The 20199-nt window shown below is 51.6% G+C and carries 20 protein-coding genes; 15 read left to right on the top strand and 5 right to left on the bottom strand.

Annotation, left to right across the window (positions count from 1 at the left end; all coding sequences use genetic code 11):
- The 6 genes from ABNV41_RS03840 to ABNV41_RS03815 all read left to right on the top strand — a co-directional run bounded on the left by ABNV41_RS03840 (position 1) and on the right by ABNV41_RS03815 (position 3555).
- A complete protein-coding gene (locus tag ABNV41_RS03840; RefSeq protein WP_349934603.1) occupies positions 1-807 on the top strand; it encodes a hypothetical protein in 807 nt (268 codons plus the stop codon).
- Positions 804-1394, top strand: a complete 591-nt coding sequence (locus ABNV41_RS03835) for a 3'-5' exonuclease (RefSeq protein WP_349934604.1) — start codon at positions 804-806, stop codon at positions 1392-1394. The genes ABNV41_RS03840 and ABNV41_RS03835 overlap by 4 nt, the downstream gene beginning before the upstream one ends.
- The gene (locus ABNV41_RS03830) at positions 1391-1720 is read left to right on the top strand and encodes a hypothetical protein (RefSeq protein WP_349934605.1); all 330 of its coding nucleotides are present in this window, start codon (positions 1391-1393) and stop codon (positions 1718-1720) included. The genes ABNV41_RS03835 and ABNV41_RS03830 overlap by 4 nt, the downstream gene beginning before the upstream one ends.
- A complete protein-coding gene (locus ABNV41_RS03825; RefSeq protein ID WP_050819981.1) occupies positions 1717-2205 on the top strand; it encodes a hypothetical protein in 489 nt (162 codons plus the stop codon). The genes ABNV41_RS03830 and ABNV41_RS03825 overlap by 4 nt, the downstream gene beginning before the upstream one ends.
- Complete coding sequence (locus ABNV41_RS03820) at positions 2198-2572, top strand: hypothetical protein (protein ID WP_230844521.1); 375 nt, start codon at positions 2198-2200, stop codon at positions 2570-2572. The genes ABNV41_RS03825 and ABNV41_RS03820 overlap by 8 nt, the downstream gene beginning before the upstream one ends.
- A gap of 290 nt (positions 2573-2862) precedes the next feature.
- Positions 2863-3555 carry a tyrosine-type recombinase/integrase gene (locus ABNV41_RS03815; protein ID WP_230844657.1) on the top strand — a complete coding sequence of 231 codons (693 nt, stop codon included), beginning with the start codon at positions 2863-2865 and terminating at the stop codon, positions 3553-3555.
- 651 nt (positions 3556-4206) lie between these two features.
- Here ABNV41_RS03815 and ABNV41_RS03810 read toward each other — a convergent pair.
- A complete protein-coding gene (locus ABNV41_RS03810) occupies positions 4207-4929 on the bottom strand; it encodes a response regulator transcription factor (protein ID WP_003623877.1) in 723 nt (240 codons plus the stop codon).
- Between the two features lie 146 nt (positions 4930-5075).
- Between ABNV41_RS03810 and ABNV41_RS03805 the strand changes: the two genes are divergently transcribed.
- Positions 5076-5591, top strand: a complete 516-nt coding sequence (locus ABNV41_RS03805) for a L,D-transpeptidase (RefSeq protein ID WP_196332557.1) — start codon at positions 5076-5078, stop codon at positions 5589-5591.
- Here ABNV41_RS03805 and ABNV41_RS03800 read toward each other — a convergent pair.
- The 3 genes from ABNV41_RS03800 to guaB form a co-directional block, all read right to left on the bottom strand.
- On the bottom strand, positions 5588-7405 hold the full coding sequence (locus ABNV41_RS03800; protein ID WP_050819983.1) for a sodium:proton antiporter: 1818 nt from the start codon (positions 7403-7405) through the stop codon (positions 5588-5590). The two genes, ABNV41_RS03805 and ABNV41_RS03800, sit on opposite strands and share 4 nt — an antisense overlap.
- A gap of 95 nt (positions 7406-7500) precedes the next feature.
- Complete coding sequence (locus ABNV41_RS03795; RefSeq protein ID WP_349935001.1) at positions 7501-8814, bottom strand: RsmB/NOP family class I SAM-dependent RNA methyltransferase; 1314 nt, start codon at positions 8812-8814, stop codon at positions 7501-7503.
- Between the two features lie 9 nt (positions 8815-8823).
- On the bottom strand, positions 8824-10302 hold the full coding sequence (gene guaB, locus ABNV41_RS03790; RefSeq protein ID WP_050819985.1) for an IMP dehydrogenase: 1479 nt from the start codon (positions 10300-10302) through the stop codon (positions 8824-8826).
- 213 nt (positions 10303-10515) lie between these two features.
- Between guaB and ABNV41_RS03785 the strand changes: the two genes are divergently transcribed.
- From ABNV41_RS03785 to ABNV41_RS03765, 5 genes are read left to right on the top strand one after another with little or no spacing between them, the layout of a single operon-like run.
- Positions 10516-12177: an ABC transporter substrate-binding protein gene (locus ABNV41_RS03785; RefSeq protein WP_050819986.1), complete on the top strand. Its 1662-nt coding sequence runs from the start codon at positions 10516-10518 to the stop codon at positions 12175-12177.
- Positions 12174-13193 carry an ABC transporter permease gene (locus ABNV41_RS03780; protein ID WP_050819987.1) on the top strand — a complete coding sequence of 340 codons (1020 nt, stop codon included), beginning with the start codon at positions 12174-12176 and terminating at the stop codon, positions 13191-13193. Before ABNV41_RS03785 ends, ABNV41_RS03780 begins: the two co-directional genes overlap by 4 nt.
- A 12-nt stretch (positions 13194-13205) precedes the next feature.
- Positions 13206-14180 (top strand): ABC transporter permease, encoded by a 975-nt coding sequence (locus tag ABNV41_RS03775; RefSeq protein WP_050819988.1) that lies wholly within the window; start codon positions 13206-13208, stop codon positions 14178-14180.
- Position 14181: 1 nt separating this feature from the next.
- On the top strand, positions 14182-15213 hold the full coding sequence (locus ABNV41_RS03770) for an ABC transporter ATP-binding protein (protein ID WP_087652163.1): 1032 nt from the start codon (positions 14182-14184) through the stop codon (positions 15211-15213).
- Positions 15210-16190 (top strand): oligopeptide/dipeptide ABC transporter ATP-binding protein, encoded by a 981-nt coding sequence (locus ABNV41_RS03765; protein WP_349935000.1) that lies wholly within the window; start codon positions 15210-15212, stop codon positions 16188-16190. The genes ABNV41_RS03770 and ABNV41_RS03765 overlap by 4 nt, the downstream gene beginning before the upstream one ends.
- Here ABNV41_RS03765 and ABNV41_RS03760 read toward each other — a convergent pair.
- Positions 16185-17279, bottom strand: coding sequence for a nitronate monooxygenase family protein (locus ABNV41_RS03760; RefSeq protein WP_050819991.1), 1095 nt, complete (start codon positions 17277-17279; stop codon positions 16185-16187). The two genes, ABNV41_RS03765 and ABNV41_RS03760, sit on opposite strands and share 6 nt — an antisense overlap.
- 148 nt (positions 17280-17427) lie before the next feature.
- Here ABNV41_RS03760 and ABNV41_RS03755 point away from each other — a divergent pair, with 148 nt between their 5' ends.
- Genes ABNV41_RS03755 through ABNV41_RS03745 form a run of 3 tightly spaced genes read left to right on the top strand, consistent with a single transcriptional unit; the run spans position 17428 to position 20183 of the window.
- Positions 17428-18198: a phosphatase PAP2 family protein gene (locus ABNV41_RS03755; protein ID WP_349934999.1), complete on the top strand. Its 771-nt coding sequence runs from the start codon at positions 17428-17430 to the stop codon at positions 18196-18198.
- 36 nt (positions 18199-18234) lie between these two features.
- A complete protein-coding gene (locus ABNV41_RS03750) occupies positions 18235-19065 on the top strand; it encodes a ribonuclease T2 family protein (RefSeq protein WP_087652002.1) in 831 nt (276 codons plus the stop codon).
- 2 nt (positions 19066-19067) lie between these two features.
- Entirely contained in the window at positions 19068-20183 is a 1116-nt protein-coding gene (locus tag ABNV41_RS03745; protein WP_080986811.1) for a purine nucleoside permease, read from the top strand.
- Positions 20184-20199 lie beyond the last annotated feature (16 nt).

The following is a 20199-nucleotide window of genomic DNA, read 5'->3' as shown; positions in this document are numbered from 1 at the left end:
ATGAGTAATGCACTGACATCACATGCACCCGTTTTGCAGATCAGCACATTCAATGAGCTGTTCACGTTTTCAAAAATGGCAGCAAACTCAGATCTGATGCCCAAGGACTACAAGGGTAAGCCAGAAAACATCATGATCGCTGTGCAGATGGGTTCTGAACTTGGCCTGGCCCCCATGCAGGCTATCCAGAACATTGCCGTGATCAATGGGCGTCCTAGTGTTTGGGGTGATGCCATGCTGGCGCTTGTGCGTGGATCCGGCAAATGCGCTTCGGTTAAAGAATACTTTGAAGGAGAAGGCGATAACCTTCGCGCTGTATGCGTTGCCAAGCGGATAGATGGTGATGAAGTAATAGGCGATTTCAGTATTGCAGACGCCAAACGAGCGAACCTCTTTGGCAAGCAAGGGCCATGGCAGCAATACACGCGCCGTATGCTTCAAATGCGTGCCCGCGGCTTTGCTCTACGCGATGCTTTCCCAGATGTTCTGCGCGGCCTAATTTCTGGCGAAGAAGCACAGGATATTCCGGCCGAGCCAGTGGATGTAACGCCTAAGCCAGCACAGCAGCGTGTTGCGCCACCAGTTGACCACATCGCCTTATTCCGCACGCGCTTGGAAAAGTGCCCTGATGTTGCGTGCGTAGATAGCCAGTGGAGCCTATGGCAGACCACTATCGCTCGGGCTCAGGAGGCAGGCCGTCCGATCAGTGAAGAAGTGCAGGAAGCTGTGCAGGACATGATCGCTGATCGCCGCGAGGAACTGGACAAGAAAGCTGCCGAATCCCCTGTTGATGGAGTGCCGGCATGATCCTCTTTTTCGATACGGAGACTACAGGCCTCCCCGACCGGTACACTCCCCTCAATTCCGACCGGCAGCCGCATTGCGTGCAGCTTGCGGCCCTATTGACGGAAGACGATGGCACAAAACGCGCAAGCCTGAACCTGATCGTTCATCCTGATGGGTGGACGATACCGGAAGCGGCAGCAAAGGTTCATGGTATTACAACGGAAATGGCTCAGCGTTGCGGTGTGCGTGAAGCGATCGCAGCCGCGGCCTTCTATGATCTGACCAAAAAGGCCGATCTTCTAGTCGCGCACAATATCAAATTCGATGTGCAGATCATCGATATTATGTTTGCGCGTGTGCCGCGTGGCTGGCGTCTGCTGGGCGAGAAGTTCTGCACGATGGATGCAGCCTCCCCGCTGGTGAACCTGCCGCCGACAGAACGCATGATCGCTGCTGGCATCGACAAGCCCAAAGCACCAAAACTGGAAGAATGCATCAAGCACTTCTTCAATGAAACACTCAAAGGCGCACATGATGCCATGGTGGATGTTCGGGCATGCGCTCGTCTGTTCTTCCATCTGCGTGATGTGGAAGGAACTGGAGCATGACCCGGAAACTAAAAATCCTCGGCCCCTACACGCCAGAACATGAGGGGCCTTATGCCTTCAATGGTGAGGTGTGCGTGGTTCATGCTGTTTTGGGGCAGCTTGCTTTCATTAGCAGGCCCGAAAGTAATGAAGGGTTTATTGCTTGCCTGTTGGATATAAAGAACGCCGAGGAAGTCCCGCAGCCGCGTGAATTCTGGATGGCGCTTAGCAATTCTGGTGGGCGCATAACATGCACAAGCCCAGAACAAGCGCATCAGGCGTTTACACCAGAGTATAGAAAAGAAGTAATACACGTCCGCGAAGTGCTGCCGGGAGAAGGCGAATGACCGAAACCCGCGCACCGTTTAACGGGAAGAAGAAAGAGCTCGTGGTGATCGGGTATGTCCCTGCGGGTAAAATTTGGGAAAGCCGTCACCGTGTTGCTCAATATATCTACCGTGAGAAAAGCTTCCCAGAAATTGCAGATGTTGCAGTTTGCTACGCAGATGAAGCAGAAGCTGCGATTGCAAAGTGCAAAGACAGAATTGCAGAACTGGAGGCAAAATTAGCGACTGAAAGCAAACGCAGCTTTAATGCTGGCTACCTGATTGCCTGTTGCAACCTATGCAATACGCATAACGAAGAAAGCATAGCAGCAGATGCAGCAACAAAAGCCCATATCGTGCCGTACAACATACCAGCCGACCGCATGCGAGTGGCAAAGAACACTCTGCACTGCTGGAAGGGTGGCGCGCTTTCCGATGAAGATGCAATCGGTATGATTGTTTGTGCTGTTGCTAGCGCACCATTGAAGGGAGGCGGGAATGGGTGAGACGCTGCCTGATCTTATGACGCTGAAGGATGTGTTGCTTAAGCTAAAAGGTATCGTAGGAAAGACATACCTCTCCCGGCACCTGAAAGACCATCCTGAATACAATGGCCAGCCAACGCACCGGCGCATTGGCGGAAAGATCGTATTCTACCCAGAAGATTTACCACGCCTTATCGAAAGCCTTGAATGTCGCTCAAAATCGTCTCACGCAAAGGAAGGGAAACGCTATACGTCCGCGGAACCGTCGGCGGACAGAGCATATATGAAAGCACAGGCACAAATAACCCGAAGCATGCAGAGGCTTACCGCGCGAAAAGAGAAGCGGAACTCTGGCAAGAAAGTGTTTATGGAAAACGTGCCGTTGTAACATTTGCTTCGGCTGTTGCGGGGTATGAAAAAGCTGCGCCCCGCAGCAAAACAACCCTTCTTCACCTTTCCCGATTACTTAAGCATTTCGGTGATCGAAAGGTATCAAGCATAAATCAGACTGATCTGGATGCAGCTTACGAGGCAATACTGACCAAAGGATCTGCAGCATCCTCTGCCACAAAGATCAGGGCAGTTCTCACACCATTGCGCGCCGTTCTGGAATATGCGGCCGTGCGTGGATGGTGCGATAAGCCAGCATTTGAGCGCCCAAAAGTTGAACAAGTGCGCATGCTGTTTCTGCGGCCAGATGAAGCAATACGTCTAGTGAATGAGGCTGCTCCTCATATCAGGCCCCTACTCGTCTTTCTGATCGGTACAGGTGCGAGAATGTCAGAAGCCCTGGAGCTGGAATGGAAAGATTTAGACCTAGAAGCTGCTCGGTGCGTTGTTTGGCAAAAGCAGGGCAATGAACGCCATATCGACCTACCGCCTGTAGTGGTTCTGGCTCTGAGTGGAATACCATGGAGGACAGGCCGGGTATTTCGTCCAGCCTATAAGCGCCGCGATAAGCAAGGCATAACACGCTGGGCAATTGGTGAGCATTATCACGATACTGAACGCACAGGCGGCGGCCAGATCAAAAGTGCATGGATGGCAGCCTGCAAACGCGCGGGATTTCCCGGGCATGAAAGAACGTGGCAGCCAAAGAATGAACGGTGGCCACGCACTCAATTCGTTCCAGACCTCACACCCCATTGCTTACGCCACACCTTTGCGACATGGCATTACTGCCTACACAAAGACCTGATCGGCCTAAAAGAAGAAGGTGGATGGCAAACCATCACCATGGTGGCCAGATACGCCAAGAAGATGCCTGAGCATTACCGGCCAGCGATTGAGCGTTGGCTGAATTACCGGATGTGGCCAGAAATTACCGATTGCGTGCCATATCCGGGCCAGTTGGTTTATGATGAAGAATAGTGCTTATTTTTCAATAAGTTAGTAACTGGGATTTCCGCCTTCACACGGCGGGGGTCACAGGTTCAATCCCTGTCGCACCCACCACGGTTTTTCCTAGATTTCTGCGGGTTTTAGAGCTTTTGTGCTCATCTCTCATCTTCTAGGTTAGCTCGATTAACTTCCCTTGAAATTAATAATCCATTATTAGAAAAACAGACGACGACATAACCTATTATGTCCATACTGTCAGATTGTTCCAATGGTGAGATTCTCGATACGTTTCGTGCCTAACTAATCTTGGTAATAGCTCATCTGGCGAAGATTTGGAGCTTGTTGGTGATACCTTGGCGCAGGCTATCCAAAACAACCACAAGATTTTAATCTGCCTATCAAATTACAAACAATCAGCGAATTAAAGCATTTGTTTGCCTGTAGCGATGCAGACAATGAGTGTGTCAGGTCGGGTTTTGCTTATTATAAGTAATGTTGAGCCCGCCCTCTATTGAGGCCACTTTCTAAGTCAGCGGGCATTCTGTTCTGCATGCTTAATAAAATAATAAGCGCCATTATAGTGTCTTGAGCAACAAAAAAACCCTCCAAGCTGGAGGGTTTTTTCATATAATTTAAATCACGAAACCGTTAGAAGTTAAAACGACTTCAATTTACCAAAAATCAAACAGCTGTTGTCGCAACTTCTGGTTCAGGGTTAAGGCGATACCCCCCGCCTTCTGTAACCAGCAAAGAAGCGTGAGCTGGATCTGGCTCAATCTTCTGGCGCAGGCGGTAAATGTGGGTTTCCAGCGTATGCGTTGTTACCGCAGCATTATACCCCCACACCTCGTTCAGCAAAACCTGCCGGGGCACTGGGCGCGTTCCTGCACGATAAAGAAACTTCAGAATAGCCGTTTCTTTTTCCGTCAAACGAATGCGACGGTTTTTGGCTGGTTCCTGCAATAGCTTGGCAGAAGGGCGGAACGTATATGGGCCAATGGAAAACACAGCATCTTCACTGTTTTCAAACAGTCTTAGCTGCGCCCGCAATCTGGCCAGAAGTTCTGCAATACGGAAAGGCTTGGCAACGTAATCATTGGCACCAGCATCAAGCCCCTTCACAATATCAGATTCATCATCTGATCCTGTAAGCATGATAACGGGCATACGCAGGCCATCCTTGCGCAGTTCTGCACAAAAATCGCGCCCATCTCCATCTGGCAGGGTTACGTCCAGCAGAATGGCATCACACCGTGCATCTGGTTCCTTCAGCTTCTGGCGGGCTTCGGCCAACGTTGCCGCCTCCAGAACCTGAAATTCTCCATCCAACTGCAACTGCTCTGCCAGTGTTCTGCGAATGACCTGATCGTCATCTACAACCAAAATTGGGCGCGCACCCGTCATGGAACATCGTCTCCTTATGTCAGCCCTCTGGCTCGGCTGCCTTGGCCTACTTCTTTATCGATCACACAACGAATCGTATCGAAACCAATTTCCGGCATGATACGTCAACCTCACGCGAAAGCCATAAAGCAGGGGTAAGATTGTTTATGATGATACACGTCTGGCCAACAGTAAACAGCAATATGGATGCACAACTGCATTGCAGACACAAAAGCATGAGCGCCATTATCGGTAAGAATGGCGTAACTCACCATAAGCGCGAAGGAGACCTGTGCACACCGCTAGGCACCTTCTCCCTCAGGCAGGTCTTTTACCGGGCTGATCGGGTTATAAAGCCCCAATCTGCCCTGCCCGTTATTCCATTAAGCCTACAAGATGGCTGGTGCGATGATCCTTCATCATCCAGCTACAACCAGCACATTCAGCTTCCCTCTTCTTTCCGCCATGAAATACTATGGCGTGAAGATGCCGTGTATGATCTGATTGTCGTGATTGGTTACAACGATAGTCCAGCAGAACCCGGCAAAGGTTCTGCCATTTTCATGCACCTGCAACGCCCCAACAAAACGCCAACTGAAGGATGTGTTGCGCTCATAGAAGCCGACTTACGCTTTGTTCTGGCATCTGGCGCTACAGAAATAACTATTCATCCGCCCCGTTAAGCTGGCTTGGCCATCTGTTCTGGCGCAACCAACCCTATTGCCACGTAACCTGGTGTCAGGGTTGGTTGTGGCTCATCCTCAGCCGAAACAATTGTAATGCCTGCACCTTTCTGAAGCACCAGAAATAACAGGAAATGGCTGCTTTCACTCAAAAGGTAGTTCTGGTTGTCTTCGGTTACTTCTATCGCAACAAAATGCCAGCCTTGGCTCACCAGCGCTTCCAGCACGGTAAAATTCCAGGCGGGCTGCCCCAACACCTTTCCGCGCGCTTCCCGGCTAAAACCACGATACTGGTCCAGCCGCGCTATGCCCGGGCTAACCTGATAAACCCTCTGCCGCCCAAAATGTGGTGCCAGATGCGCACAAACCAACCCATTGTAAATGGCATCCGGCGTAGCTGAAATCAGATAATCAGCCGGACGTTCCTCCAAGTTTTCTGTGCCTTCTTCCGATAAAACTTCGGCGCACAAAACAGGCACACCAGCACGCTCGGCTGGATGCAGATCACCCAAGGAACTATCCACCAGCAAAACAGGCGTGCCCACAGCATGCACTGCCATAGCCAACTGAGTGGACCAGTCATTAGCCCCCACAATGGCCAATGCGGGTTGGTTGGAAAGCGTAAGATGCAACCGCCGACCCAGCGGAATAAGAGAAAAACCATGCAAAATCATAGTGGAAGCAATAACGGCAAAAACTGCCGGCATAACCTGAGAAGCTCCGGGGTAACCCGCATCCTGCAAGCGCACACCGGCGGCACCTGCCACTGCGGCCGCCACAATACCACGCGGTGCAATCCACCCCATAAACAGCCGCTCAGCCCGACTAAGGCTGGAACCTATGGTAGCCAACCAAATACCCAGGGGCCGCACTACAAACAGCACAGCCAATGTTAATGCCCCAATAGACCATGACAAACCAGCAAGCTCACTCCGTGTCAGATCAGCCGTGAGCATGATGAACAGGATGGAGACAATCAGCACCACCAGTGCTTCTTTCATCCGTTGGATTTCCGCCATGCCGGGAATACGCAGATTAACCAACGCCATGCCAAATACGGTAGAAGCAATTAACCCTGCACCATCCATGGTTAAGGTGCCTATCACGTACAAAATCAGTGCAAGGCTAAGCAGTATCGGCATTTTCAGGAGGTCGGGCATTAAATCCCGTATGCACAGCCACCGCACACACCATGCCGTGCCAATGCCAAGAGCGATCATCAAGGTCGCACTCATCAGCATATGTGGGATGATGGATACAAAAAATGTGCCAGACCCCTCGCCCGGCTGCATAAGCAGCACTTCAAGCACCAATGTTGCCAGAATGGCGCCTACGGGGTCATTCAGAATGGCTTCCCACCGCAAGAAGGCTGCAATACGGGGTTTGAGCTTAGCATGGCGCAACAAGGGCAGAACAACCGTTGGCCCTGTTACCACAATAATGGCACCAAACAGAAAGGCCGGGCCCCAGCCCATGCGCCCAACGTAATGGGCTGCAATGCTGCCTAAAATTAAATTGATCGGTAATGCCACCAGCGTAAGGCGCAAAACGCCCTCACCGGCTTCTTTTAGCTGACGAAAATCAAGAGCCAGGCCGCCTTCAAACACAATAAGCGCCACCGCCAAAGAGACCATTTGGTGGAAGGCACTACCGGCAACCTCGGAGGGGTGCATGATCTGCAACCCCGGCCCCAAAAGCAAACCTAAAGAAAAAAGCAGGACAATGGCAGGTAACCTAAAACGCCAAGCCGTCCATTGTGCCAGCATACCGCCGCCCAGCACGAGAAAAACAAAAAGGATTACGCTTTCAGTCATGCGGGGCCATTTATCTTATTGGTCTGTAGGACCTGATGAATCAGGCATCAGTATTATGCGTAAGACCAATAAGATGAACAGTTAAAAATATTTTCCTATTCTATACCTGCTTCCGGTTCAGGCGCGGCGCGCTCCATTACGGCGGCAAAAAAGCCATCTGTGCCATCGCGCAGAGGCGTTAAACTGATGGAACTTTCCTTACGCAATGCCTCTGGCATATCTGGGCTATCTGAAGGCACAAGCTTGAAATCAGGATGACGCACCAAAAATGCCGTAACCTGATCCATATTTTCTGCACGAAGCAAAGAACAGGTTGCATACACCATCCGCCCTCCGGCACGCACAAGTGCTGCAGCCCGATCCATAATGGCAGCCTGTTTTTCCAACAGTTCTGTCAGGTCCTGTTCTGTGGTGCGAAAACGTGCATCTGGGTTACGGCGCCACGTGCCCGTGCCACTACATGGAGCATCCACCAACACCCGATCAAAGGATCCGGCGCGACGTTTGGCCCACTTATCTCCGGGAACCAGCAAATGCCGTTCTACATTATGCACGCCCGCGCGCCGCAAGCGTTTAACCGCACCTTCCAACCGGGGTGCAGAAACATCGCATGCAACAATATGGCCTTTGTTTTCCATCATCATGGCCATGGCAAGTGTTTTACCACCAGCACCAGCACAATAATCCAGCACACGCATCTGGGGCTCAACGCCGCTTATGGCCGCAACAAGCTGGCTGCCTTCATCCTGAATTTCCACCAGCCCATCACGGAACGCCACGCTGGTTGTAACCGGCAAACGCGCTGGCAAACGCAACCCCCACGGAGAAAGTTGTGTAGGCTCAGCATGCAGGCCTTCACAGGCCAAACTACGCTGCGCCTCCTTACGGGGGCCGCGCAGAATATTCACCCGCAAATCCAGAGGCGCTGGGGTGGACATGGCGGCAAGTTCATCTTCTAACTTGTCACCAAAAGTTGCTTCCAGATGCGGCAACAGCCAATCGGGCAGTTCCAGCCGAACAGCCCGCGGCATTTCCGGGTTATCCAGAGTTTTACCCGCAAGCGGCGTAAGGATAGAAAGTTCCCCACGCGTTAAAGCGCCTGCGGCAAAGCGCCCCTGCTCGAACATTTCCTCTACTTCGACCATAGAGAAACCATCGAACAACAGGCGCGCCCCGGCCCGGAGCCGGGCAGATGCTACCTGCCCTTTTTGCTCCAGCCACCAGCCAAGCCGACGCCACGTCCGCATAACATCCCATACAAGGCCGGATATGGCTCTGCGGTCTCCGCCGCCCATGTAGCGCCGCTCTCTGAAAAAGCTGTTGGCTACAGCATCGGCGGGTTTGCGCGGGGCGGCTTCCATTGCTGCAAGCAGATCAATGGCGGCCGCAAGCCTGGCTGAAGGTGTCATATGTGGTTATCAATCCCGACGATAATTAGGAGCTTCACGCGTGATGGAAACATCATGCACATGGCTTTCACGCAGGCCAGCACCGGTAATACGGCGGAACTGGGCACCTTCTTGCAGTTCCTTCAGTACATGGGAGCCTGTGTAGCCCATACCGGCTTTAAGACCACCCACCAGCTGATGAATAACCGCAGCCATGCTGCCTTTGTAAGGCACGCGGCCTTCAATACCTTCTGGCACCAGCTTGAGCGCATCCTTGACTTCCTGCTGGAAATACCGGTCAGCCGAACCACGCGCCATGGCGCCAAGGCTGCCCATACCGCGGTAGGATTTATAGGAACGCCCCTGATACAGGAACACCTCACCCGGTGCTTCTTCCGTGCCAGCCAGCAGTGAACCCACCATGACAACATCGGCACCGGCACCAATGGCCTTTACGATGTCACCCGATGTGCGAATACCGCCATCTGCAATGCAGGGAATACCTTTTTCCTTACATGCCAGAGAGGTTTCAAGAACGGCAGAGAACTGAGGCACGCCCACACCAGCCACAATACGCGTGGTGCAAATGGAACCCGGGCCAATGCCAATTTTCACGCAGTCTGCCCCTGCTTCAATAAGGGCATGAGCAGCTTCTGGCGTTGCAACGTTACCAGCCACAATCTGCACATTGGCATCAAAGGCTTTCAGGCGTTCAACTGCGCCCAGAACACCGGCAGAATGGCCATGCGCTGTATCTACCACCAGCACGTCCACGCCAGCTTCAATCAGCATTTTGGCGCGGTTAAAGCCATCTTCGCCCACACCTGTTGCGGCTGCACAACGCAGGCGGCCCAAGCTATCTTTGATAGCCAGCGGGTGGGCAACAGCCTTATCCATATCCTTAACGGTAATGATACCTACGCAGCGGTCTGCATCATCAACCACCAGCAGTTTTTCAATGCGGTGCTTATGCAGCAACTGGCGGGCCGTATCTGCATCCACACCATTTTTAACCGTGATCAGCCGATCCTTGGTCATCAATTCGGAAACAGGCTGGTTGGGATCTACGGCAAAACGGGCATCACGGTTGGTCAGAATACCCACCAACTTCTGCGTGCCGGGTTCAACCACGGGCAGGCCGCTAATGCCGTGGCGATGCATGATATCACGCACTTCGGCCAGTGTCTGATCCGGCCCAACCGTAACCGGATTCACCACCATACCGGATTCAAAGCGTTTAACGCGGCGAACCTGCTCGGCCTGTTCTTCTGGCTTCAGGTTTTTATGGATCACCCCAAGGCCACCCTGCTGGGCCATGGCAATTGCCATCTGGTCTTCCGTAACCGTATCCATAGCGGCGGAAACCAGCGGAATGTTCAGTTCAATAGAGCGTGTGAGATGCGTGCGAACGGTTGTCTGGCTGGGCACAACGTCAGATGCAGCCGGCACAACCAGCACATCGTCAAACGCCAGAGCTTCCGTAACACGGCTATAGGGAGAAGAGGTCATGCTGCGGGCACCCTTGCTGAAATACAAAAAGGCAGGTTACCCTGAAGCATACGCTACGCCGCAGGTCACCCGACCATTGGCGCTCCCTCTTATGATGATGCACGCATAAAGGCAAGCATTACACGCGCCTTCTGTCTGTTTTTTTAATGTGAATGTAAAAAAGCAGAGCTTGAAAGTTTGAAACACACCCGCATACAGGCCATAACACGGTGGATGAAACGTGTTCTTCCTTTCCTATGCGGTTTTATGCTGGCCCCTGCTGCTGCGCATGCCGTAGAAGCCCCGCAAAAGGGAGGCACGCTGCGCATTCTGGTTTCCAGTGCAGTTGGCACGCTTGACCCGCAGATATCCTACGTTGGCCTGACCAAATTTTTTGAAACACCTGTTTACGATACGCTTTTAACTTATCCAAAATTTGCAGGCACAGGCGCGCAACCTGTTATTCCAAATCTGGCAGTAAACGTTCCCCTGCCAGAAGATAACGGGCTAACCTACAGGCTCACTCTGCGTAACGGCATTCATTTTTCCAATGGGCAGCTTTTAACCCTAGCAGATGTTGTTGCTTCTTTCCGTCGTATTTTTGCTGCAGGCAGCCCCACTGCCGGGCCATATTACAGCGCCATTAAAGGTGCTGATGCCTGCCTGAAAGACCCTGCCCATTGCACTTTGGCCGAGGGTATTGAAACGGATGTTGCAACCAACACCATTACATTCCATCTCAGCCGCCCAGACCCTGAATTTCTGGAGCATCTGGCATGGTTTCACGCCTCTATTCTACCTGCCAATACACCTGCCCATGATATGGGAAACACTGCACCTCCGGGGACCGGGCCTTACCAAATAACAGATTACAACCCCACAACGCATATGCGTTTTGAACGCAATCCTTATTTTCATGAATGGTCACACAACGCACAGCCTGCGGGATTTCCTGACCACATGGAAGTGACATTTGGGCTGGAACCAGAATCTGCTGTAACCGCGGTAGAAAACGATCAAGCCGACCTGATGTATGAAAATGTTCCGCTAGACCGATTAGGCGAAGTTGGCAGCAAATATGCGGATCAGGTGCATATCTTCACCCCCCTGCTGTATTACTACGCAACGCTGAATGTAAATGAACCGCCGTTTACATCCTTCAAGGTGCGGCAGGCACTCAATTACGCGGTCAATCGGCATGCAATGGTGATTTATGATGGGGGTAGCGCGGTTGCATCTCCGCAATGCCAGCTTCTGCCAGAAGGCACCCCGGGGTATGAACGTTTTTGTGCCTATACTGCAGGAGCCTCTCCACAAAACCCTGCACCAGAATGGGTAAAACCCGACATGGAAAAAGCCCGCCAGCTTGTGCAGGAAAGTGGCACAAAAGGTATGCGGGTTACTATAGTCACCCCTTCCGGCGGCAAATCAGACAATACCGCGCTTGAATTACGCAGCGTATTGGAAAATCTGGGCTACAAGGCTTCGGTTCATAGCATCAGCCCTGCCGTCCATTTTACGTTTGTGCAGAATTCAGACAACCATGTGCAAATTTCCATCAGTGGGTGGAATGCTGATTATCCCTCAGCTGCCAGCTTTCTGGATACACTGTTTGCATGTTCCAATTTTCATCCCCATTCCGATAACTCACCTAATATGTCCGGCTTTTGTGACCCGCATATTGATGACATGATGCACCATGCTGCCCAGCTTACCTTAACAGATCGCGCAGCCAGCAATGCCATGTGGGCACAAGCTGATAAAGCGCTGATGGCACAGGCCCCTGCAGTGCCTTTGGTGCAGACCAAAAGAGTTGTGCTGGTTTCTAAACGCACACGAAATGTCATAATTACGCTTAATGATGAAATCCTGCTTTCTCAGCTACAGGTTCCATGACTGATCCCGCCCCCTCTCCTGCGCAAGACACCAAACCACCTGGCCCGTGGCGCATGGCGCTGCGGTCCCTCCGCCACAATCGCTCAGCGCTGATATCTTTGGCTGTTTTGGTATTGCTAGCTGCGGCTAGCCTGCTTGCACCCTATTACGCACGCTATGTTGCGCATACAGATCCGTTTGTCTCCAACGTGGCAGGTTCCATCATGATGGAGGGGAAGGAAGTGGATATCATGCAGCCCAATGATAACCCACTACATCTTGGCCTAAGCCCCATTGGCCCCACATGGCACGGAAGCTATATGCTGGGGGCTGATAGTCAGGGGCGTGATGTTGCAGCGCGGCTATTATATGGTGGGCAGAACTCTCTGCTCATTTCATTCTGTTCTGCTGTTCTGTGCCTCATAATGGCTGCGGTTGTGGGCATAGCGGCGGGTTTTTGCGGTGGCATTGTCGATACCATTCTCTCCCGCATGATGGATATCATGTGGTCTGTTCCCGTGTATCTGTTTGCTATTTCTCTTTCTATTGTCACGGTCAGCGATGGGCTGCATCTGGGGCCGTTTGTTATTGAATCTGATAACCTGCTTCTGCCTATCTGCATTATCGCGCTGGTTTATATCCCTTATGCGGCACGCCCCATTCGGGGCCGTGTCATGGCATTGCGGGAGGCTGAATTTGTTATGGCTGCACGCTGCCTTGGCGTACCCCGCTGGCGCATTGTGCTCCGCGATATTCTCCCCAACGTCACATCCACCCTTGTTGTGCTTGGGCCGCTGATCATGGCGATGTCGCTGTTGGCAGAAAGCGCGCTCTCGTTTCTATCCATTGGGGTGCAAGCCCCTGCGGCATCTTGGGGCACGCTGATTCAGGATGGTGAAGGTCTTATTTATACGCGCCCCATGGTGGCTATTGCTCCGGGCTTGGCCATTATTGCCGTAGTGCTGGCCCTGAACATTCTGGGCGATGGCCTGCGAGATGCGCTGGATGTGCGTGATGCCAGCCACCGTGAACAATAGGAGGCCCAACGCATGTTGATGGCCGCCCTCCGCCGCTTGGGACAAACAGTTTTCGTACTGTTTGGTATTTCTGCGCTAGTGTTTGCTGTGTTTTTTGCCACACCGGGCGCAGACCCTACCGCCCGTATTGCTGGTAAAAACGCATCGCCCCAAACCATGCAGAAAGTACGGCAGGAATACGGGTTTGATCGCCCTTTGCCCGTTCAATATGCCATCATGATGAAAAAGTTGTTCATCACGCAGGATCTGGCCTCTTACGCAGATAGAGGCGAACTGGTGGTGCCCGAAATTACACGCGCAGCCCCGGTGACAGTTTCCTTGGTGTGTGGTGCAGCCGTGATCTGGGTTGTGTTTTCCATTGCCATGGGCACTTTGGCTGCTGCGCTGAAAGGCACATGGATTGACCGTACACTGATGATGCTCGGGTTAGTTGGTATTTCCATACCCGTTTTCTGGCTTGGGCAAGTCGCAAACCTGATTACGCAGAACCGTTACCACGATACATGGCTTTTTTCCTGGGTGCCGGCTCTGGGCTATGTGCCACTTACACAAAACCCTTGGGGCTGGTTTAAGGCCTTGGTTATTCCGTGGGTTGTTTTGGCTGTTTTGTTTATTGGCGTTTACAGCCGGGTGCTGCGGGCTGATCTTGTCGCGCTCTCTGGTGAAGATTTTATACGCACAGCCCGCGCCAAGGGGCTTTCTCCTTCCCGTATTCTTATACGGCACGGGCTGCGCACCGCTATGGTCACCTTTGTATCCCTATTCGGCATGGATTTTGCCCAGTTGGTCGGAGGGGGCGCTTTGCTGACAGAAGTGGTTTTTGGCCTGCCCGGTGTTGGGCGCCTCACCTATCAGGCCCTTACCAATCTGGACTTACCCCTTATTATGGCTACCGTCATGTATTCTGCAGTATTTGTTGTGCTGGCAAATGCGGCAGTTGATATGATCTACCTTCTGCTTGACCCCCGAGTGCGCGATGCCCGCTGACATGCCTCCCAAAGCCCTGCTGGATGTGCGCGATCTACGGGTGAGCTTTCCGGCCCGTGGGCAGATGATTCCAATTGTGGATGGTGTTTCCTTCACCTTGAACCATCAGGAAATTCTGGGGCTGGTAGGTGAATCTGGGTCCGGCAAATCTGTTACGGCTTTGGCGCTTATGGGCTTGATTGATACCCCCGGTGTGCAAGTAACAGGTTCTGTCTGCTTTCGGGGGCAGGAACTGGTAGGGATACCGCAAAAAAAGCTGCGGCGCCTGCGTGGCAAAGAAATTGCCATGATCTTTCAGGACCCCATGACTGCCTTTACACCCGTTTACACAATAGGCTGGCAGATTGATGAGCAGATACGCGCCCACGAACGTGTTTCTCGCAAACAAGCCCGTGCCCGCACTGTAAAACTACTGGGTGATATGGGCGTGCCAGATCCTGAACGCACAGCTAATCGCTATCCGCACCAGCTATCAGGGGGATTGCGTCAGCGCGCCATGATTGCCATGGCCCTTTCGTGCAATCCTTCGCTTCTGATTGCAGATGAACCCACCACTGCGCTGGATGTTACGGTACAGGCACAGATACTGGAACTGATACGCAGCCTGCGAGATACGCACCACTCATCCATTTTACTTATTACGCATGACATGGGGGTGGTGGCAGAAACTTGCGATAACACCATGGTGCTCTATTCTGGCCGTGTTGCAGAATATGGGCCGACATCTGCCTTGTTTGTATCCCCTTCTCACCCTTATACAGCCGGGCTTCTGGCTTCTATTCCACCATTGGATGGTCCTCGGCCATTGCGTTTGCCTGCTATTGCAGGTTCTCCCCCACTTCCACAAAACCGCCCGATAGGATGTGCTTTTGCACCACGTTGCCAGTACGCGCATACAGCCTGCACAACAGCATTACCGCCTTACGTCCAAACGGGCCCAGACCATTTTGCAGCCTGTGTTCTCCCGCAGGAAGGTAAACCTTTGCCACCACGCCTGAGCGATGCAACTGCACAGGAACATCTCCGGCCATGAAAACGTCTGCAACATTATCTCCCATTCTGGAGGTGCGCGATCTGTATAAAACATATCGCCTACCCCGCAGGCAGGAACTGAAGGCTGTAGATGGTGTTTCCTTTTCCGTTCACTCAGGGGAAGTGCTGGGCATTGTGGGTGAATCTGGGTGTGGAAAATCATCCTTAGGTCGCTGCCTACTCAGGCTGACACCAGCCACAAGCGGCCAAATTGTGTTTGAAGGGCGTGATATCACGCATCTGCCCGAACGCACTTTGCGCCCTTTACGCCAACGCATGCAGATGGTTTTTCAGGATTCCTACGCCAGCCTGAACCCTCGCCGAAGAATAGGAGACTTGCTGGCCGAACCGCTTAAGGTTCACCCCGATGCCAAAGGCCGAAAGCGTTCCTCTGCCAAAATCACGGCACGTTTGCACGAACTTATGCAACTGGTGAACCTGCCCACCACTGCACTAGCACGGTATCCGCATGAATTTTCTGGGGGCCAACGCCAACGCATTAACATTGCACGTGCATTAGCTCTTTCTCCCCGGCTGATTGTTGCTGATGAACCTGTATCTGCTTTGGATGTTTCGGTTCAGGCCCAGATCATCAACCTGTTTGCTGACTTACAAAAACAACTTGGGCTTACCTATATTTTTGTAGCCCATGATCTGGCTGTTGTACGCCAGATATCAAACCGGGTGGCTGTCATGTATCTGGGGCGCATTGTAGAAATTGGTGATACCGATAGCGTGCTGCATACACCAGCGCACCCTTATACAGCCGCTCTTACTGCTGCCATCCCTCGGCCTGTTACAGGGCTGGCACGCCCAGTGCCTTTGCAGGGGGATGTGCCCAGCCCCATTAACCGCCCAAGTGGCTGCCGTTTTTATACACGCTGCCCCTATGTGCAAACACGCTGCAAGCAGGAAGATCCTGCTTTACGCCCCATTCGTCACAATGGGCATGAAGTCGCTTGCCATTTTCCGTTATGAGCCGCCGCGTCCACAGTGCATTGTAACAGATAAGGCTGCATTTACTTTTTCTACCACTGTACGAATTTCATCCTGTAAAACATGTGCCAACTCTATGAAAGAAACATCTCGTATCAGCCTAAGCCCTTGCCCGGCCCACAAAGACATGTTTTCAGCGTTTCCATCACGCGCAGCCTTCTTGCGTAATGCTTGAGTTAAGGCATTCTGGATAGGATAAGGAAGCGGCTGGGAACTTCCATATTCTTCAATAAATTGATTACGTATGCCGCGCGCAAACCTACCTGAAAAAACATTGGTTAATACAGTGCTCTCGGCAGGCAAGTGCTGAGCAAGGGTCTTTCTATACGCCGGGGCCAAAACTGCATCAGAACAACCAAGAAATGCCGTGCCCATCTGCACAGCCTGTGCACCCATACTTATGGCCGCCACTATACCTTCTCCATCCATAATGCCCCCGGCAGCAATAACTGGAATTGAGATCTCTTTTACAATCTCTCGCACCAAGGGAAGTAACCCAACGCCATTTTTACCATCAGAGAGAAAGCTTCCGCGGTGGCCTCCTGCTTCTATTCCTTGGGCACACACGGCATCTGCTCCAACATCTGCCCATGCACGTGCCTCTGCACTGGTGGTTGCTGTGCCACATACAAGAATGCCTTGTACATGCAACTTGGAAACCTGTTCCTGTGTAAGAATACCAAATGTAAAACTTGCAACAGGCGGCTTGGCGTGAAGCAGAACCTCAAATTGTTCATGAAAAGATGGAGCGTATTGCTGAGGCAAAATAAAATCTAATTCCATTACTTCGTAGATATGACGCAAAAATAAAATATCTTCTGCAGAAAGCTGATACTCTGGCAGGTGATCAATAATAAAAAGATTAATGTTAAAAGCTGCTGTTGTTTCAGATTTAATCTGGCGGAGAGACGTCTCAATTTCTGCTGGAGACATCATGCCTGCACCAAGAGAGCCTAAAAAACCTGCATTACTGGCGGCAACAACCATCTCAGCAGTGCTTATTCCTGCCATAGGAGCCTGAACAACTGGTAAGGCAATCCCTAACTGCTCAACAAATGTGTCATTTGGCATCTGTTTATCTTTCTATTCTTTTTTGCAGCATGGCACTGTATTTTACAAAACATATTCTTCACGATCTTCATGCAATCGTCACAGTTTAAACTGTTAAATGCAGGTAACTTATGCGCCAGTATGACGATTGATGTGGGAATAAGTTACTATGCGTTTTCGTAACGCCTTTTTTTATGCCGCAAGCCTTTCCTTAGCGAGCAGCCTTTTTGGATACACCGCACAGGCACAACAGTTTACCCTACCTGATGGGCGCGCATTTTTGCCCCCACCACCACAGGCTGAAGAACCCGCGCAACAGGCAGATTTGCGGGCTTTTGAAAAAACACGAGGGTTGAAAGATAAAGCGCGCTGGAAATTGGCCCAGAATGACGCCAACCTTAACCCATCCCACGTCATCAAAGATTTTTCATGCGCCGCTGGGTTTGAGCTGGATCCGGCCAAACTCCCCGCAATGGTCAATCTTCTTACCTCGCTCGCACAACCTGTAGAGCAAGATGTTTCAAACGAAAAAGACTTCTGGAAGCGGCGCAGGCCGTTTGTTGGAACAAATAAAGACATCTGCACAGCACATTCAGATGGGCTTGATAACAGCTATGCCTATCCCTCTGGCCATACAACGTGGGGATGGCTCACGGCATCCATTCTTGCCAGCGCTCTGCCAGATCGTGCAACACAGATCATGCAGCGTGGCCGTATATTTGGTGAAAGCCGTATTGTCTGCGGTGTACATTGGAAAAGCGACGTACAAGCTGGCTACATGAACGGAAGCGCCATGTTTGTGGCTCTTCAGGAACAACCCGCATTTACGCAGCAAATGGCAAAAGTTCGCCAGGAACTGCTTGCTTTGCGTAACGCAAAAACAGAACCAGACGCAAACGCGTGCGCTGTAGAGCAGCAAGCAGCGCAAGACGTTTTTTAATAATCTATATTTTCTGTTTTCGGGATCTGGATATTCATGAGTTGCCGCTTACCTGCGTTGCCTTTCCTGCTGCTTTTGGCACTGGCAGGTTGCGCACAGCATTCCTTGCCAATCACTTCTGAAGCACCAGATCATCTCGCTATTCAGGCCCCGCGCCATGGAGATTTCAAGCATTATACGCTGGCGCTTACGTGGCAGCCGGGATTTTGCCTTCTGCACGGCCAAAACACATGCAAATCAGACCAGCCTCAAACGCCGCTTATCGGTTTGCATGGTTTGTGGGCCTCTCGCCCATCTGATCTGATCAAAAACCATCAGGATGTGACAATCTGGTGGAAGAAAGGTTGTAGCATCTATGCGGATGCAGCCCCTATGCCCACGGTGCCAGCCTTAAGTTCTGGCCTATCTACACGACTTTCCAGCATTGTGGCGCATCTTCCGTCTGATCTGGTCGCGCATGAATACACCAAACATGCGAGTTGCTTTGGCATGAACGCCGAACAATTTTTTACTGTAGCCGCCACATTGCGCGACAGGTTTGCAGCTTTACCAGCATCTACCCAGATAACGGCCAAAGCAGGACAGGTTATTTCCAAATCCGAACTGCAAACACTTATACAAACCGATACAGGGCCTTTGCTAGAAAAAGGCTTGCAGTTTCAATGCAACAAAGATTCAACAGGGCGCATGGTTTTAGCGCAACTATGGTTTACGCTTAAGCCTGAAAAACTTGGTGAGTTCCCTCACGCCTCATCCTTTACAAGCAGCCCGTGGGAACAAGATAACTGCCCTACGCATTTTCTGCTGCCAAATTGGGATACTATAAAAGGAACAGCAAGTTCCATCCCAACAAAGGCTGCACTTTGAAAATGCAAAACTCTTTTCCTAACAAAAATGGCATCCGGTCCTTAATTTCTGCCGGAATTACGTTTTCTCTCCTCGCTTCTTTTATGGGGACGATTTTACCTGCAAAAGCAGAGGAACAGAAAATTCCGGTTAGGGTGGTTGTTGTCACCACTTTTGAACTCGGCCAGGATACCGGCGATACTCCGGGCGAATTTCAGAATTGGGTAGAAAAACTGCCCCTTAATCAAGAAATTTCTGCCCCCGCTACAGATCATGGCGTTATGCGCTATAATCCAAATCTTCAGGTTCTGGGTGTAGTCGCAGGAGAAGGCCCGGAACATATGGCCTCTGCCATGACCAGCCTTGTGCTTGATCCAAGATTTGACCTACGCAAAGCCTATTTTATTCTGGCTGGTATTGGCGGCATAAACCCCAATTTTGGCTCCGCCGGATCTGCCGTATGGGCGCGATACGCCGTGAATGGCGGCCTAGCCCATATGATTGATGCCCGTGAAATGCCCAAAGACTGGCAAGATGAACTGGTGCCCATTCAAGGTGCTGGCCCCAACATTCATCCCCTACCCGCTCTACATTCCCAGTGGGGTGATATGGTTTATACACTTAACCTCAATTTGGTTGCATGGGCATACCAACTTACGCGCTCACTGCCCTTAACAGATACGCCTGCCCTGCAAGCCAACCGTCGCCGATACAAGGGATACCCACACGCGCAAATGCCTCCACAGGTCATGGTGGGAGATACCTTGGCATCTGAAACCTTCTGGGTTGGCAAGCGGATGAATGCGTGGGCTGAACGCTGGGTAAAATATTGGACCGAAAACCAAGGCGTTTTTGCAACAACGGCAGAAGAAGAAATTGGCATGCTGCAGGCTCTTTCCCTGCAAGCACGTGCTGGCCGTGTTGATATGAACCGTATTCTGGTTTTGCGTGCTGGTAGTAATTTTGACATGCCCCCACCGGGACAAACGGCAGCAAATTTGCTTAAGGCTGAAACTGAAGAATCTGGTTTTTCCGGGTTTCTACCTGCTCTGGATGCTGCGTACCGGGCTGGAAGTGTTGTTGTAAAAGAAATAGCGACGCACTGGGACCATTACGAAAATACCATTCCCTCTCATTAGACGTTTTACGTATCTG

The organism is Acetobacter sp. A11-2 (genome assembly GCF_040208445.1).
GTDB classification, from domain to species: domain Bacteria; phylum Pseudomonadota; class Alphaproteobacteria; order Acetobacterales; family Acetobacteraceae; genus Acetobacter; species Acetobacter oryzoeni.
Note: the sequence above shows the minus strand (reverse complement) of the source record. Positions and strands in the feature narration are given on the sequence as shown.